At 63.6% G+C, this 15,452-nt stretch carries 7 protein-coding genes and 1 tRNA gene; 5 read left to right on the top strand and 3 right to left on the bottom strand.

All coding sequences use genetic code 11. The features are described from left to right. Positions 1-64 precede the first annotated feature (64 nt). From PCA31118_RS18835 to PCA31118_RS18825, 3 genes are all read left to right on the top strand, one after another. On the top strand, positions 65-2,989 hold the full coding sequence (locus PCA31118_RS18835; RefSeq protein WP_150626627.1) for a hypothetical protein: 2,925 nt from the start codon (positions 65-67) through the stop codon (positions 2,987-2,989). Positions 2,990-3,531: 542 nt separating this feature from the next. Beyond that, the gene (locus PCA31118_RS18830) at positions 3,532-6,450 is read left to right on the top strand and encodes a hypothetical protein (RefSeq protein WP_150626626.1); all 2,919 of its coding nucleotides are present in this window, start codon (positions 3,532-3,534) and stop codon (positions 6,448-6,450) included. A gap of 9 nt (positions 6,451-6,459) precedes the next feature. Next, positions 6,460-9,471, top strand: coding sequence for a hypothetical protein (locus PCA31118_RS18825; RefSeq protein ID WP_150626625.1), 3,012 nt, complete (start codon positions 6,460-6,462; stop codon positions 9,469-9,471). Positions 9,472-9,537: 66 nt separating this feature from the next. Here the strand turns inward: PCA31118_RS18825 and rlmB are convergent, their stop codons facing one another. Together rlmB and rnr are read right to left on the bottom strand one after the other, a co-directional pair. Next, on the bottom strand, positions 9,538-10,320 hold the full coding sequence (rlmB, locus tag PCA31118_RS18820; protein ID WP_150626624.1) for a 23S rRNA (guanosine(2251)-2'-O)-methyltransferase RlmB: 783 nt from the start codon (positions 10,318-10,320) through the stop codon (positions 9,538-9,540). 330 nt (positions 10,321-10,650) lie between these two features. Next, the gene (gene rnr, locus PCA31118_RS18815; RefSeq protein ID WP_150626623.1) at positions 10,651-13,209 is read right to left on the bottom strand and encodes a ribonuclease R; all 2,559 of its coding nucleotides are present in this window, start codon (positions 13,207-13,209) and stop codon (positions 10,651-10,653) included. A 279-nt stretch (positions 13,210-13,488) separates the two neighbouring features. Between rnr and PCA31118_RS18810 the strand changes: the two genes are divergently transcribed. Beyond that, positions 13,489-13,573: transfer RNA gene (locus PCA31118_RS18810), tRNA-Leu, on the top strand. Between the two features lie 151 nt (positions 13,574-13,724). Here the strand turns inward: PCA31118_RS18810 and PCA31118_RS18805 are convergent. Beyond that, positions 13,725-14,654 (bottom strand): LysR family transcriptional regulator, encoded by a 930-nt coding sequence (locus PCA31118_RS18805; RefSeq protein ID WP_246190322.1) that lies wholly within the window; start codon positions 14,652-14,654, stop codon positions 13,725-13,727. A gap of 127 nt (positions 14,655-14,781) precedes the next feature. On the opposite strand from PCA31118_RS18805, the gene PCA31118_RS18800 reads away from it, so the two are divergent. Continuing rightward, entirely contained in the window at positions 14,782-15,438 is a 657-nt protein-coding gene (locus tag PCA31118_RS18800; RefSeq protein ID WP_150626621.1) for a short chain dehydrogenase, read from the top strand. Positions 15,439-15,452: the final 14 nt, after the last annotated feature.

Genomic DNA, 15,452 nt, shown 5'->3' with positions numbered 1-15,452 from the left:
GACTTGCCTTTGCACGCTTTGCACGCTTTGCACACTTACGCACCACACACCGCGCACTCACGTCATGCTATCGAGCTCTTCTGCAAGTGCCGTCGCGCCGGCGGCGGCCAGCGATCCGGCGGCGTCCTGCCAGCCATGCACCACACCGAATCACCCCAAACTCCGCTGGAAGCAGGGGTATCGCCTCGCGCGCATGGCGGGCCCACGAACATCGGCACAACGCCACACCTGGCCGCCCATGGAGATGTCCGACACGCCCCCACCGGCGGCGACGCTGGTGCGCCCGGGCCGACTTGCCGCCACCACCGACCATCGAGAGGTCACGCCGCCATCGCACGACCTTCTCGCCGAACAGCGCGCAATGACGTTGCGGGCACCGACCGGGCCGCGCGAGCCGACCGAGTGGACCGAATTGGGCAAACCAGACAGTCCCGTCGGGTCAGTCGACGGCGTCCGGTCAGGCATGCCCGATCTGGCGACGGCGATCCGGGCACTCGTCGCGCCATGCGCCGTCATCGCCCCGCGATCCGGCTCGCTGCCGCCCATTGCGCACATGGCGCCGCATCCCACGCAAATCGGACGTGTAGCCCTTCATGTTCGGACGGGTCGGACTGATCAGATGGATCAGGCGCTTGCACCGCCCGCCTATGAACCCATTCTTGCGAGTCGGGGGGCGTTCGACCCCGCACGGCACGAGGGCGTGGCGCACCTCTTTCAGGCGCTTCTCGGCCCCGACGCCGTCTATCGGTCTGGCACCGGATGGAACATCGCCAGCCCGACGGCCGTGGTCGAGATGCAAACGACAATCGGCACCGCAAACCTCATGGTCGTCGCGTACGCATCTCCCAAGCGCATGGCGATCTACTTTGCTCAGGACATCGACGCGCACCACGCGGTGGCGCCGAGGCTACATATTCACGAATGCATGGGTGATCGGCACAGGGTCGACATCGGGGCGGTTCGGGTCGTGGACGCCCGGCGCCGCATTCGATGCGCCGTCGGCAAGAAGCGGGCTGACTCGGCGTTCGCCCGAAATCCCGACGTGCCCTGCACGGTCCCCGACGCGCCGACGTCCGCCGAAGTCGCGATTGCCGAAGCCATCGCCCTTGACGCGAATGCCATGCCAGTGCGCAGTCGCATGTCGGTGAGCCGTCTGCTTGACGTCGAGAGCACCAGCATTGGCATGCTCAGACACCTGCGTAAGCTCACCCGCCGCCCCATCGACTACGTGTTCCTGCGAGACCCGGCCGTACGTCTGGCGAACAGCAACGTTCCGACGATCAGGGAGTATCAAACGCTGGGAGCGCTTGCGAATCGCCTGCGCGATCTGAGAATCGCGGGGGACGCCCAGCGAATGTCGATGCTGGCGCGCCGACTGCTGGATACGGATATCGTCACGTCCGTTGCCCGAGGCCTCGACTATTGCGCCACGGACTCATCCGAGACGGCCAGACTGAGCGTGAAGTGCGCCGTGCTCTACCTGCAACTGCTGGGCCGACTGATCGACGATCGCATTCTGACAGCGCGCGCGGTTTGGGACATGCTCAAGACCGCGGCCGGCGCGTATCTGACGTCGATGCTCGGGTTTCGCGCGCGCACCCTGCCCGACTTCGACGCGGCAATGGTCGGTCTGTTCGACGCCATGGCAGAAGCCCGCATACAACGCAAGAGCATTGCCAGCATCGTCGTGCAGCCGCCAGATTCGGAATATGACGGATTGCTCAAAGAACTTTCGTCGTCCTGGGGCAATCTTCCGCAACGCGCCAAGGATCTGGTTCAGGAACTCGAAGGCAAACGCTTTGCCACCCGAACCAGCCTGATGTTGTGCCCGAAGCGCATCAAGGAAATCCACGATCGGGCCTTCGCGACGCTCGACAAAGCCTCGAAAATTCTTGGACCGCGACGCCTGACGCAAAACGCCCCGGTCGCCGAGATCCTCGACAAATTTCGTGCAACGATCACGCCTGCCGCCATCGCCCGAATGTCGAGAACGCACATGGAGGCCACCGTACGGGCCAACTCGCCTGCGCTGTCGACGGAAGAGCAACGAACATTCGAGGCGCAAGTCAACGACGCTCTGGACGACGCATGGCGCAATGTCCTGCCGAGTGAGGCGGCACCGTCCGCGCATACACGGACGACGCTCAGCGACGCCTGCGCCGCGTACGGCGGCGACGTGAGCCGCGCTCGCAAACCGACGCTGGACCACGTTCGGGAGACGGCACTCGACAGATATGAAGCATTCGTAGCCCGGTATCCCGACGCGTCGGAAACGCGCGTGCGGCAGGCGTTCCGGGCGAGTATCGACGCGACCCGCTTGCAGCATAAGACATTCGTAGAAGCCAATCGCGTCGCCCCTGGCACCTCGACGCAGGCATTGCTTTTGCACGGTAGTGAACGGGTAGCCCGCGCCGCGCAGGCGGAGAAGGCCAGTCGGCTCGCCACGTTAGCCACCGTCGCCTGTAGCGCGAAAGCGACGCGCGAGCATGCAAAGCGTGCCGCCGAAGCCCACGCATCGCACCAACGACGTGTCGGGCAATGGCAGGCGCAGGCGAGCGCCGCGTCGCACGAACGTGCCCAGTCGCGCACAGCTGCACTGATGTGGATGGCCGCGCGCTCCGCGCAACAAACGCAAGCCGTCGCCCATGCACCGGAGGAGACAATATCCGGGGAGCAGGCGCACGCCACTTCGGATGCGCTGCGTCGGGTGAAGCTGACCCGGCGCGCACGCTCCGCGCCATCTCTCGCTTCCAGCACGCTCAGCCTGACGGCGAGCGAATTGTCCTTCGGCAGCTTCCTGCAAAGTCTGCCCGAATTTCCGGCCGTGCCGTGCGAGTCGCCCGGCAGCCGACGCGACGCCTCGGCCTCATCCCCACACGCCCTACACACCCTACACGCTCAACACGCCCAATGCTCCGTGACTTCCCTGTCGTCACCCATCGACGCCCAGCCGGAGACACACGTGAGTCCCGGCGCGTGCACCGGTTGATGCCATTCACGCACACCTCGGAGATCCCAGTATCGCGCCGTCCGGCATGGAACGCGTCGTCCCGACAGGCACGCGTTATGCACTAAGCCAAGGCCCAAACGTCGTTTGTGCGGCCCCCCGCCACACTGTCCTTGCCGACCTCCGGCGGACCACCCGCACGCTGAGCGATTCTTGAAAGGCCATGCACAGGCGGACGACAACACTCGCGTCACCTTGACTCTCTTCGACGTGCCGCATGGGTTTCGGCTTGCGACGGAAACGACTGTCAGCCACCGAATACGGACGTCGTACCGACTGCCATGATGCCTCACGCCATGTCCGCATCCGCTGCGCCGTCAGCCGCGCCATCATGCGCGCCCTCGAGCATGCCGACACCGAGCACGTCCGCGCAGGAAACTCGACCGTATCTGAATCCCAAGCGCCGGTGGGCGAGGAATTATCGAAGCGCAGAGTTTCTGGCCGAAACGCGCCGGGCCAGCGAACATGTCCCGCTGTCGAAAGCCCATTCAGGGTCGGTACAACTGCGATCGAGGTCGCCCTCGATGCCCGAGCTGATGAAGCCGGGCAGGCACGCCCCCGCCACGCGGGTCCTCATGCCCGCACCGATGCCGTTGTCCTTCGTCGACGCGCACGGCGTCCGACGGTTTGCCGAACTGAGTTCGTGGCCGACGCGCGAATCGATGACCCTGCACTACCATCGCGACGAGGACGCTTCGGGCAGTCCCGCGCTGCGTGCGCCTGCGCCCGGCGCGAGACGCTTCGATTCCCGTCCGTCGGTCGAATTCATACAAGCCCGTATGGACGGCGTGAGCATCGTCGAGCTCCAGCGCCTTGAACCGGCGATTCAGCAATTCCTCCTCGATAGCCGTATCGGTGGCATTGGCGAGCATGCGCTCAAGGAGAGCGAGCGCGCCACACCGATGCTGGGCGCGCATCCGGACGACATCGCGGCATTGAGCATGCCGGCCTCGCAGTATCCGGTGATCCTCACCTGTCGCAAAGCGCTGGATCTGGACGCCCCCGATCTGCTGCCGATCGACACGGTTGCGGTCGGCATGGCCGACGTCGGGCTGGAGGAACTGGGAATCCCACCACCCGCGCATCCGCCCGCCGATGCCCCCAAAACGGATCCGAACGTACGCGACATCATTCCGAAGCTGTATCAACAGATGCTGGGTTCGAGCGCCGTATTTCAGGTCGACGGAAAATGGAACATCGGAACCCCTTCCGGCGTTGCACAGATGCAGGCGCGCCTTGAGGTCAGTAACCTGATGATCGTGACCTTCAGCACGGCGAGCACGACATATCTGTACTTCGCCCAGGACATCGACGCGCACCAGACCACCGCGCCCATGCTGCCCGTGGAGTGGCTCATGAATCACGCGGATACCTTCGACGCGGGGCGGCTGAAGCTCGTCGACGCCAGACGGCGCGTGCGCAATGCCAGCACCGCAACGGCAGGCGCGTCCGCGTTCGCATACCGAGGTATGCGTCCCGCCATCTCGTCAGTGCCCGCACAGGCCGATCAGGTCATCGCCAAGGCGATCGAACTCGACGTCAAAGACCACGAGATCCTCACGCGCCTGCATGTCAACCGTCTGGTCGACGTGGAAGTCTCCAGCACGGATATGCTCTTGCCGCTGCGCAAAGTCACCAACCGCGCCATCAACTATCTCTATCTGCGAGACGCAGGTGTCCGTGTCGCCAACAGTCCCTTGAGGTCGGTGCGGGGCCTGCAAAGAATGGCGTGCATCGTGAACGAAATTCGCGACCAGTGGATTCTCGGCCATCGGGCAAGCATGACGCTGTCGGCGCAGAAACTGTTCGACCCGCGCCTGCTTCAGAACTTCACGAATGCGCTCGACCACGCCAACGACGACTCGAAGGAGACTTCCGAGCTGTTCAGCAAAGCCATTTGCGCGTATCTGCAACTTCTCACTGCATTGATGGCCGACAGTGTGCTGACGCCGCTCACCGTCTGGGACATGCTGAAGACGCACGACGGTCAGCGCTTCACGAGCATGTTGGGCGAGCGCACCCGAGTGGCATCGGCCTCTCACGTGCCCGCGGACCGGGCACGCTGCGACGCCGCACCGGCCCGCGCGTACGTGCGCCTCTTGGATCAATTTTTCATCCAGCATGTCTTTGTCTCCAGCATCACCAGCCTGCTCGTCGCGGAGCCATCGCTCAAATGCGAAGGCTTCTATCGCAAGGTCTTCCAGGCGGCAAAACCCGGCAAAGCACTGGCACCCGACGCGTTCGCCATCCGGCATGAGCTCGAACGCAAGGGCTACGTGGGAAGAACGGCTGCCGTGCAGATCAGCAAAAAGAACCTGAAAGCGATGCATCACCATGCGTTTCAGGTGCTCAACGCCACCTCGGCGCCGCTGCGCGACAACGACCTCAGACACGCCGACTTCGACAGGCTCGCGCCGGTCGACAAATTGCTCGATGGATTGCGCAAGCTGCTTTGCAGCGAAACCTTCGAGCGCATGGAGCACTTCAGCTTCACAACCACGCTGCGCGAGGACATGCCGACCTTGCCCACCAGTGAACATCACGCGCTTCGCGACATGATGGTGTCGACGGTGGAAACGGCATGGAGCCGGGCGCTTCCCAGGCAAGCTATCCCCGCGAAGGTCACGAGATCGTTGATCGAGTCCGAGGGCAAAGCGCTCGGACACAACGTGGCGCAAGCCCGCAAACCCGCGAGAGACGGGATCATCGAGCGCGCGGGCCAGGCTTATGTGCAGCACCTGCGAACCCACCCGGACGCCACCAAAGCCGAGCTGACCGCAGCACGTGAGCGCATCCGGGCGGCGGCCACGGCCGAATATCGCGAACTCGTCGGCACGCACAGCACGCGAAATGCTCCCGCGACCCTTGCGGCGGTGGCAACCAGTGCCGACCATGCATCGACCCTCGCAACCGCCTTGAAGACACAGCAGATCGAGCAGACCGCAGCGGCGGTGGCGCTCGGCACGGCAGCGCTGTCGGCGAGGGAACGTGTCGCCAGCGCGTCGCAATTTGCGCAGACGGCCGCCGCCCGCGCAAGAGAGAGGGAAGCGACACGACAGGGACTGGCCGATTCCCACCGGACGTTTCAGGACGTCAGGAACACGCTCGCACGCGTCGTGAACGACAAGGCGCTGGAGAAGTCGATAGCGCAGACAACGGCCCGTGCGAAACGGGAGTCCGAAGCGCAAATCGCGTGCGCCGCCGACGCCTACCGTAAAGCGATGGCGCACGAACCGCACGCGAGCACGTTCAGGTCGGCCTGGCAGTGGCCAACCGAGCGCTTCAGGTCCGCCTCCCGGCTCTCGGTCAGTTCCGTCGACTCGGATGAAGCCATGGAAGCGGCGTTTCGCATACTGCTGCCCGACCCGCCCACCAGCCCCGTTGGCACACGTCAACGGGATCCGGGATCCGGCAGACAGGCCGATCCATCCGCAAGCCATTGATCGACGATCATGATGACGACCACCACGATGTCCCGCGCCGCATCGCCGACGCCGAACGCACAGCAAGAGGCAACAACGGACGTGCCCGACACGCCCGATATGCCCGCCGATCCGGCACGCACACGCGCCGACGCTTTCAGCGACGAATTGCGCCTCGCGTCACACAAACCGCCCGACGTGGAACCGAACCGGACGGGTTCACCGACGGGCGTTACCGCAACGCTGCACTACCCTCCCGACGGCGGCGCACAAATCGGCCGACTGACCCCTCCCCCGATGGCGTACCTCGACAGAAGCGACTCGCCCGTCCTGTGTGCCGTCGCACAACGCAGGCTGGACGGGGTCAGTCGCACGGCGCTGTGCCATCTCGAACCCGAGATTCGGAAATTCCTCCTGGAAAACCGCATCGGGGGTATCGGGTCGTTCGCCATGATCGTCTTTCAGGTACCTGCGTCGCGTGACGCCGCCCATCCGAGCGACACCGAATCTCTTAGCGTGCCCAACGCGTTTTATGTGCCAAGCGTGGCCAGCCGGAAAGGACTCGATCTCGACGCGCGCGATCTCCAACCCGTCGACACGGCGCCGGTGGACATGACGGGCGTCGGACTGGAGGAACTCGGTATTGCACCACCGCCGCATCCCCCTGCCGATGCCCCGACCACCGACCCGGCGGCGCGCGAGATCATCCCCAAGGTTTATCGCCAGTTGCTGGGCAGACGCGCCGTATTTCAGCGGGACGGCAAATGGAATATCGGCACCTCGTACGGGGTCGTAGCCATGCAGCGCGAAATGCATGTGACCAATCTCATGGTCGTCATGTTTGGCACCGCATCGTCGACATTTCTCTACTTCGCGCAAGACATCGACCCGCATCGGACGACCGCGCCGATACTTCCCATCGAATGGCTGATGAACACCGAGGACAAGATCACCGAGGGCGCACTAACCGTCGTCGACGCACGGCGACGCGTGCTAAGCGCCACTGCGCGCGCGGGCACATCGGCGTTCGCCCACGCCTCAACGGTCGTGCCAACGATTGCGGTGTCAACCGATAGTGCCGAGCAAATCATCGCCCGGGCCATCGCACTGGACGTGGGCGACACACCGATCGTCACCCGCGTTCTTGTCAGTCGCATTGTCGACACCGATACGACGAGCGTCGACATGCTTCCCGCGATACGCAACGCGACGGGCCGTGCGATCGATTACACGTTCCTGAGAGAGGCCGGCGTGCGGGTCGCCAACAGCCATCTCGCGCCGATCAACGGCCTTCAGGCGCTTGCCATCGTGTTCGAAGCGTTACGTCACCAGATCATTCTCGGTCATAGCGCGAGCCTCAAGCTCACGGCGAGAAAACTGCTTGAACCGAATATTGTCTCGACCCTTGCCTGCGCCATGAAGCATGCCCATAGCGACTCGAAAGCGACCGCCGCCTTGTTCGGCAAGGTCACCGTCGGCTATTTGCAGTTGCTCACGAGCCTGATGGCCGATGGCGTCCTCGAATCCATGTCGGTCTGGTCCATGCTGAAGACAATCCCGGGTCAGTTCCTGACGTCCATGCTCGCGGTTCGCGCACGATACGATGCCGCGCCCGCCCGGGCGTTTGTCCGCATTGCCGACCAGTTCTTCATCCAGCAGGTTTTCATGACGAGCATCCGCGGCACATTCTTTGCGTCGACCGATTCGCAATACGAAGGCTTCTATCGGGAAATTTGTGCGGCGGCGACCTCTCGCGACCCTGGTGCCGCAGACGCCCGTGAGATCCGGGACGAACTCGAAGCGAAATCGTTCGCTTGCCGAACCAGTGCAAAGTCGAGAATCAGCAAGAAGAATCTCGAGGAACTGTTCCGGTTTCCGTTCGGTTCGCGAAGCAAAACGTCTCACAACAGGCGCAAGACGGAAGTCATGCCGAGCGAGTCGGCCGTCGAGCTGCTCGACAAACTGTGCACCCTGCTCTGCCGAAACACCTTCGACCAGATCGAGAAGTCGGCGCTCGAGGAAGCGCTGAGAAGCGACATGCCGACGCTGCCGTGCGACGAGCTGCGCCACCTGCGCGAGACCATGACGTCGGCGGTCGAGCGGGAATGGCGCAAGGTACTGCCGGGCGACTCGCCCTCGTCCAGCGTTACGCGATCCGTGCTCGAGACCGACGGAAAGACGCTCGGGCGGGCCATTGCCGATGCACGCCGACCGGCAAGGGACCACATCGTTCAGGAGGCGGGCGAGGCTTACGTGGAATATCTGAGCACGCATCCGGAGGCAACGGCCAACGAACGAGCCGAAGTGCGTACGCAGTTGGTCAGCGTGGCCAAGGCGGAATACCAGAAATTGATCAGGGAAGACGTTCGCCTGGCAGGTGCGTCGGCACGGGCCGCTGCGGCATCCGGCGGACACTACGCGTCGGCGAGTGCACAAACCGTGCGGTCGCAGCGGATTGCCACCGCAGGGGTCGGCGCGAGCGTCGCAGCGAACACCCCCTCGGGCGCGAAGACGCGCGTCGAGCAAACGATGCTGCAACTGACGAAGATCAACGAAACCAAGGTGGCGCAACGCGCGCGGAACGCGGCGTTCGCCAAAACGATCGGCATTTCTCATGTGGCCGGGCACGCCATACAGACGCTTGCACGCCGCAAGCCCAGGCGAATGGCGGTATCGCAACCGCAGGCTGTAACAAGGGCCACAGCCGCATCGGCTACATCGGCTACATCGGCTACATCGGCTACATCAGCGACATCGAAGGTACCGGCAATCTCCGCGACCGCGCCCGCAAATGGTCATCGCCCGGACCGCGACATGCGAGGGCAGACGTCATCGGCGAAGCTTCGCGAAACACTCTCCGGCGCGGATGACAGTTCCACCTGTTCGCTCAATTCGTTGTTCGCCCCGGCCGATGACGTGGGCGCCCCGACACAGGCGTCGCTGCTGGCCAGACTGCCGGACGTGCCTTCCGGCCGCGTCGGCAGGCCCGACACCGGGCTGCGGAGTCCCGGCAGACGGGCCATGGCGTCCCCCGGCCAATAGGTCAATAGGCCAGTTCGCGCAGATCAACCGCCGGCGGCATCCGGCGGTGTCCGACGCTTACTTCCCTTACTTCCCGCCCTTCCCGCCCTTTGCCGCCACTGTGCGTTGGCGCACGGCTTCGTACAGACACACGGCGCTGGCCACGGAGACGTTGAGACTCTCGCAACCGCCCGCCATCGGGATGCTCATGAGTTCGTCGCACGTTTCGCCGACGAGGCGTCGCATGCCCTCGCCTTCTGCGCCCATGACGATCGCCATCGGGCCGGTGAGCTTCGTGCCGTAGATGTCGGCCGGCGCGTCGTCGGACGTGCCGACCACCCAGATGCCGCGATCCTTCAGTTCGCGCAGCGTGCGCGCGAGGTTCGTCACCATGATGTAAGGCACGGTCTCAGCCGCACCGCTTGCGACCTTGGCCACCGTGGCATTCAGGCCAACCGCACGGTCTTTGGGTGCGATCACGGCGTGCGCCCCGGCACCGTCGGCAACACGCAGGCACGCGCCGAGGTTGTGCGGATCGGTCACGCCGTCGAGCACGAGCAACAGCGGGTCACCCGAAATGCCGTCGAGCAGTTCGTCCAGATTGAGCGCCAGCGAGACTTCCTGAGCCTGCGCCACCACCCCCTGATGGCGCGACGAGCCGGCCATGCCGTCCAGACGTTTGCCGTCGGCCTGAATGACCTTGATCTTGACGCCCGGCGCGTTCTTGAACGACTCCACGGCCTTGAGGAAATCGGTCATGCGACGGTCGCGGCGGCTCGGGTCGTAATAGATTTCCTCGATGCTGCTGGCGTCGTGGCGCAGCCGGGCGGTCACGGCATGGAAGCCGAACAGCAATTTCAATTTGCTCATTTCACATCCTCAAAATAGCGTGCGCCGTGGCGGCCATCGCGAAGCGCACGATGCGATTCGCGCGCACACGTCGATCACTATGGGTCGCCCAAAGCACGACGGCGGCGGGAGCCCAATGGGCCACCGCCGCCGCAATTCATCGCGGGTACCGAATGCCGGTGATTCCCGGCAAAGGCGCCCATCTTACTGCAAACCGCTCACTTCGCCGCCGTCCGGTAACACATGGCCTCGAAATACCGGCGTGACGACCAGTGTTCATCGCTTGACGAAGCCGGATCGCGCTCACCGGCGCTTATTGGCTTAAAACTAACCGGCCTGACGGCTCGGCACTTAACGACGAGGCTTCTTTGCCTGACCACCCGGGCCGCCCTGGCGCTTGGCAGGCGCCTTGCCACCGCCGCCACCATGCTTGGCGGGCGCCGCGCCGCGATCGGCACGCGCCGCCTTCACCTTGGCAGACTTGGGCTTGGCGGGACGCTTGCCGGCTGGCGCGGGCTGCACGCCGTTGAGCAACGCGCCGCCCTTGGGCAACTGACGAATGCTCGGACCGGGGCTCGCCGAGCCGGCGACGCCCGGCGTGCCCGTGGCAGGCGACGGCGCCGGCGCCCCACCGCGTTCCGCACGGCCGGAGGTCTTCGCCAGCGCGCGAGCGTTCGGTTCGCGCACGAGGCGAAAGTCGATCTTGCGCGCATCCAGATCCACGCGGCTCACCTGCACGCGCACGCGGTCGGTCAGGCGATAGCGGATACCGGTGCGCTCGCCGCGCAACTCGTGACGCGCCTCGTCGAACTGGAAATAATCGCTGCCCAGCTCGGTGACGTGCACCAGACCTTCGATGAACAGGTCGTCGAGCTGCACGAAGATACCGAACGAGGTCACGGCGCTGACCGTGCCGCCATACTCCTCGCCGAGCTTGTCGCGCATGAAGTAGCACTTGAGCCAGGCTTCCACGTCGCGCGAGGCTTCATCCGCCCGGCGTTCGTTCGCGGAGCAATGCAGGCCGAGTTCGTCCCAGATGGCATCGCGCTTTCTGGCTGCCGGCGACTTCTTGCCTTTGGCGTCGTCGTCCTTTTGCAACTTGCGCGCGTGCGGCGAGAGCCCCGTCGTCAGTTCCACCCCCGCCGGAATCTCGGGCTCATACTTCTTGCCCGCGAGAATCGCCTTGATGGCGCGGTGCGTGAGCAAGTCGGGATAGCGGCGAATCGGACTCGTAAAGTGGGTGTAGGCCGGATAGGCCAGACCGAAGTGACCGATGTTGTCCGGGCTGTAGACCGCTTGCTGCATGGAGCGCAGCAGCATGGTCTGAAGCATGGGGGCATCGGGACGCGATTCGATCTGCGTCATCAATTCGGAATAATCGGACGTGGACGGCTCGTCGCCACCACCGAGTGCGAGCCCGAGGGTCTTGAGGAACGTGCGCAGCACCTGGAGGCGTTCGCCGGAGGGCCCTGCGTGAATGCGATACAGACCGGGCTGCTTGTGACGCTTGAGGAAGTCGGCGGCGCACACGTTGGCCGTGAGCATGCACTCCTCGATGAGCCGATGGGCGTCGTTACGCGTGCGCGGCAGGATCTGTTCGATCTTGCCTTGCGCATTGCAGACGATGTACGTCTCCGTCGAATCGAACTCGATGGCGCCGCGCGTTTTGCGCGCCTTCGCAAGCACCTTGTACAGCTCGTAAAGATTCTGGAGATGCGGCAGCAATGCGGCGCGGCGCTGCGCTTCGGCGCCCTTCGTGTTGCCGAGCACGGCGGCCACTTCGGTGTAGGTCAGGCGTGCGGCGGAATGAATGACCGCCGGATAGAACTGATAGGCCTTCACTTCGCCGTTCGGTGCGACGAGCGCATCGCATACGAGCACACAACGGTCGACGTCGGGGTTCAGCGAGCACAGTCCGTTCGAGAGCTTCTCCGGGAGCATCGGGATCACGCGACGCGGGAAGTAGACGGAGGTGCTGCGCGTAAGCGCATCCGCGTCGAGCGGGCTGCCGGGCGCGACATAGTGCGAGACGTCGGCGATCGCAACGATCAGGCGGAAACCGTTGCTGCGACCGACCTTCGCGGGCTCGCAGTAGACGGCATCGTCGAAGTCGCGGGCATCCTCGCCGTCGATGGTGACGAGCGGCACGTCGCGCAGGTCGATGCGATGACGCAGGTCAGGAGCGCGTACCTCGTCGGGCAGCGCGCCGGCGGCAGCGAGCGCCTCGGCAGAGAATTGATGCGGCACGCCGTACTTGCGCACGGCGATTTCGATTTCCATACCCGGGTCGTCGATATCGCCGAGGACTTCCGAGACGCGGCCGATGGGCTGGCTGTAGCGACTCGGGTAATCCGTGAGTTCGACGGAGACGACCTGCCCCACCTTCGCTTTGCCCTGGGCGCGCGGCGGAATGAGGATGTCGTGGCCGATGCGTTTGTCTTCGGGCGCGACGACCATGACGCCGTTCTCGTTGAGCAAACGCCCGATGACGTGCGTGTTTGCACGGCTCACGACTTCGACGATGTGACCTTCGGGACGACCTCTGCGGTCGTAGCCGGCGATTCGCAGGAGGACCCGGTCGTTGTGCATGACCTTCTTCATTTCCTCGTTGGGAAGGAAGAGGTCATCGCCGTCGTCGTCCCGAACGGCAAAGCCGTACCCGTCACGGTGGCCGATGACACGACCGGCAATGAAGTTCGAGGGGTGTGTCAGTTGGTAGTAGCCCCGACGGTCGAGGCGGATCTGATCGTCTCGCTCCATGGCGGCGAGGCGCTTGAAGAAGCCTTCACGTTCCTGCTTCTTGATCGCAAGCGCTTCGGCGATATCGTTAGCGGACAGCGCGGAGTCGGCGGTGCGCAGGACACCGAGGATTTCTTCGCGGCTCGGGATCGGATAGGGATATTTGCTCAAAGGTCGGTAGCGTTGCTTTGCCGGTTGAGTCCGGCCGAAAGGCGCACCATGCGCCCCACGGTCCGTGGAGGTGTGTGACGCGCGCAGTGCGGCGTCCTACAGTCAGGGACAATCATACGGCAAACCTCACGAAAACTGCCACCTGTGCGGAATTTGAGCGTGGCAGTGGTCGAGGGTGAGAGAAAAGAAAATTTTTTACGCAAAAGTGTTGACACTCCCGCGCCCGATACGCATAATCTCACTTCTTCGCAGCGAGCAAGCAGTAAGCGAGCTGACGGGGCCCAGATGGCGGAATTGGTAGACGCACTAGTTTCAGGTACTAGCGGGTAACACCGTGGAGGTTCGAGTCCTCTTCTGGGCACCAACAAAATACGAAAAGCCGATGATCGAAAGATCGTCGGCTTTTTTCATGGCCGCTCGGAAAATACTTAGGAAAGCACTGTGCCGGTGCCTATGGCGAGTGCCTCGAATGGCGGCGATACCGGCAATGCCGAGCGCAAGGCGCGCTCATTCGTTCATGTAAGCGCCGCAGGAATCTGCGCCGCGCCGTGTGGCGAGCACCGCGTCGGATGCCGGGCGTCGTCGCGGGCTGGCCTCTCGATCGACATCAAGACGTCCCGCAACCAAATTCCCACCGGATTGCCCGTCGTTCTCCGGTGCCACCCAACGCTTGCCGTGAGCGCCTCCGGCATCGGGGTCAGATCGACGGTTGGCAACCGACATGCCGTCGCCACCGACTGGGGCACGAACGCGACGACATCGTTGACATCGAGAAATGGCTTGAGCGAGGTATAACAAGCCAACGTCGCCACCGGTGCGCACGTTACCCCGTGCGTCGCAAGAAAGTGCGACATCCGGTCGCGCGAGTCACTGTCATGCAAAAAGTCGACGCGCGCGAGGTGCGCGATATCCGCGACCTCACGAATCTGCGTCGCGATCCGCGAACCTTCTCCGACCACACAGCAATACCGCTCGTCGCGCAGCGCCGTTCTCACCAACGCGCCATCGAAAAAAGTGGCAAAACCGAGGACCAGCGCCGCATCCCCTTTCGCGAGTTGCTCGGCGTGCGCAGCGCCATCGAAATCCATCACTTTCACCCTCACCTGCGGCGCCAACTCGCGAATACGCGCCACAAACTTCGGCAGCATCGACAATTGGGCGTACTCGTTGGCGATGATGCCGACGCACAGATCCAGCTGCGCGGGATCGAAAACTTCCGCCTGCAACACGCCATCGACTTCATCGAGCGCTCGCTCGAACTTGCGTGCGACTTCCAGCGCAAAGTCCGTGGGTTCGATCCCGCTGCTATGTCGCAGAAAAATCTCGTGGGGTAGCGCGTCGCGCAGTCGCTTGAGATATCCACTGATCGCCTGCTGGGACATTCCTGTTTCAACGGCGACCCTCGACGCACTTTTCTCGCGAACGAGCCGCAGAAAAATCCGCATGTGTTTGAGGTCGATACTGTCCACAACGATTCCTTGTAACGGATACAAACTGCGCTTGATTTACCGCGCACCCGGCGATTTCTATGATGGCGCCTCCTTTTCAACCGCACTGAGCGAGGTAGGCACCATGAACACCGGCATCAACAACACGAAGCAGAAAAAGCGCGTCATCGTGATCGGCGCGACGGGCCACATCGGACAGGCGGCCATGACCGATCTCGACGATCATGACGTCATCATGGCCAGCAGATCCGGTGGTAGCGATCCGAAGCATCTTCGGGTCGACGTCACGCGCAGCGGGTCGCTGGCGAGCCTGTTTGAATCCGTCATCGAGAACCATGGGTCGTTCGATGCCGTCATCAGTGCCGTCGGCCACTGCGAATACGCCGACTTCGAGTCGATGACGAACGACCAGTGGGCGAGCACGATTCAAAGCAAGCTGGTCGGCCAGATGAACGTGGTGCGCGAGGGTTTGAAGTACATCGACGACCGAGGATCGTTCACGCTGATCTCCGGCATTCTCAACATCAAACCCATGCCCATGGGCATCGCAGATGCCACGACCAGCGGCGCCATCGACACCTTCGTGAAATGCGTCGCACACGAATTGCCGCGCGGCATCCGGATCAACGCGGTCAATCCTACCGTGATCGAATCGGCGTGGGCGGACTATCGCGACATGATGCCTGGCTATCAGCCGGTCGCCGACAAATTGGTCGGCAAAGCCTTCCGGCGATGCGTCGACAGTTTCATCACCGGGCAGGTCATTTTCGTGGACGCTTGATGCGGCGTCCATGA

It is taken from the genome of Pandoraea captiosa, assembly GCF_902459775.1.
GTDB lineage: Bacteria > Pseudomonadota > Gammaproteobacteria > Burkholderiales > Burkholderiaceae > Pandoraea > Pandoraea captiosa.
The sequence above is the reverse complement of the archived record's forward strand: the minus strand, read 5'-3'. Positions and strand labels throughout refer to the sequence as shown.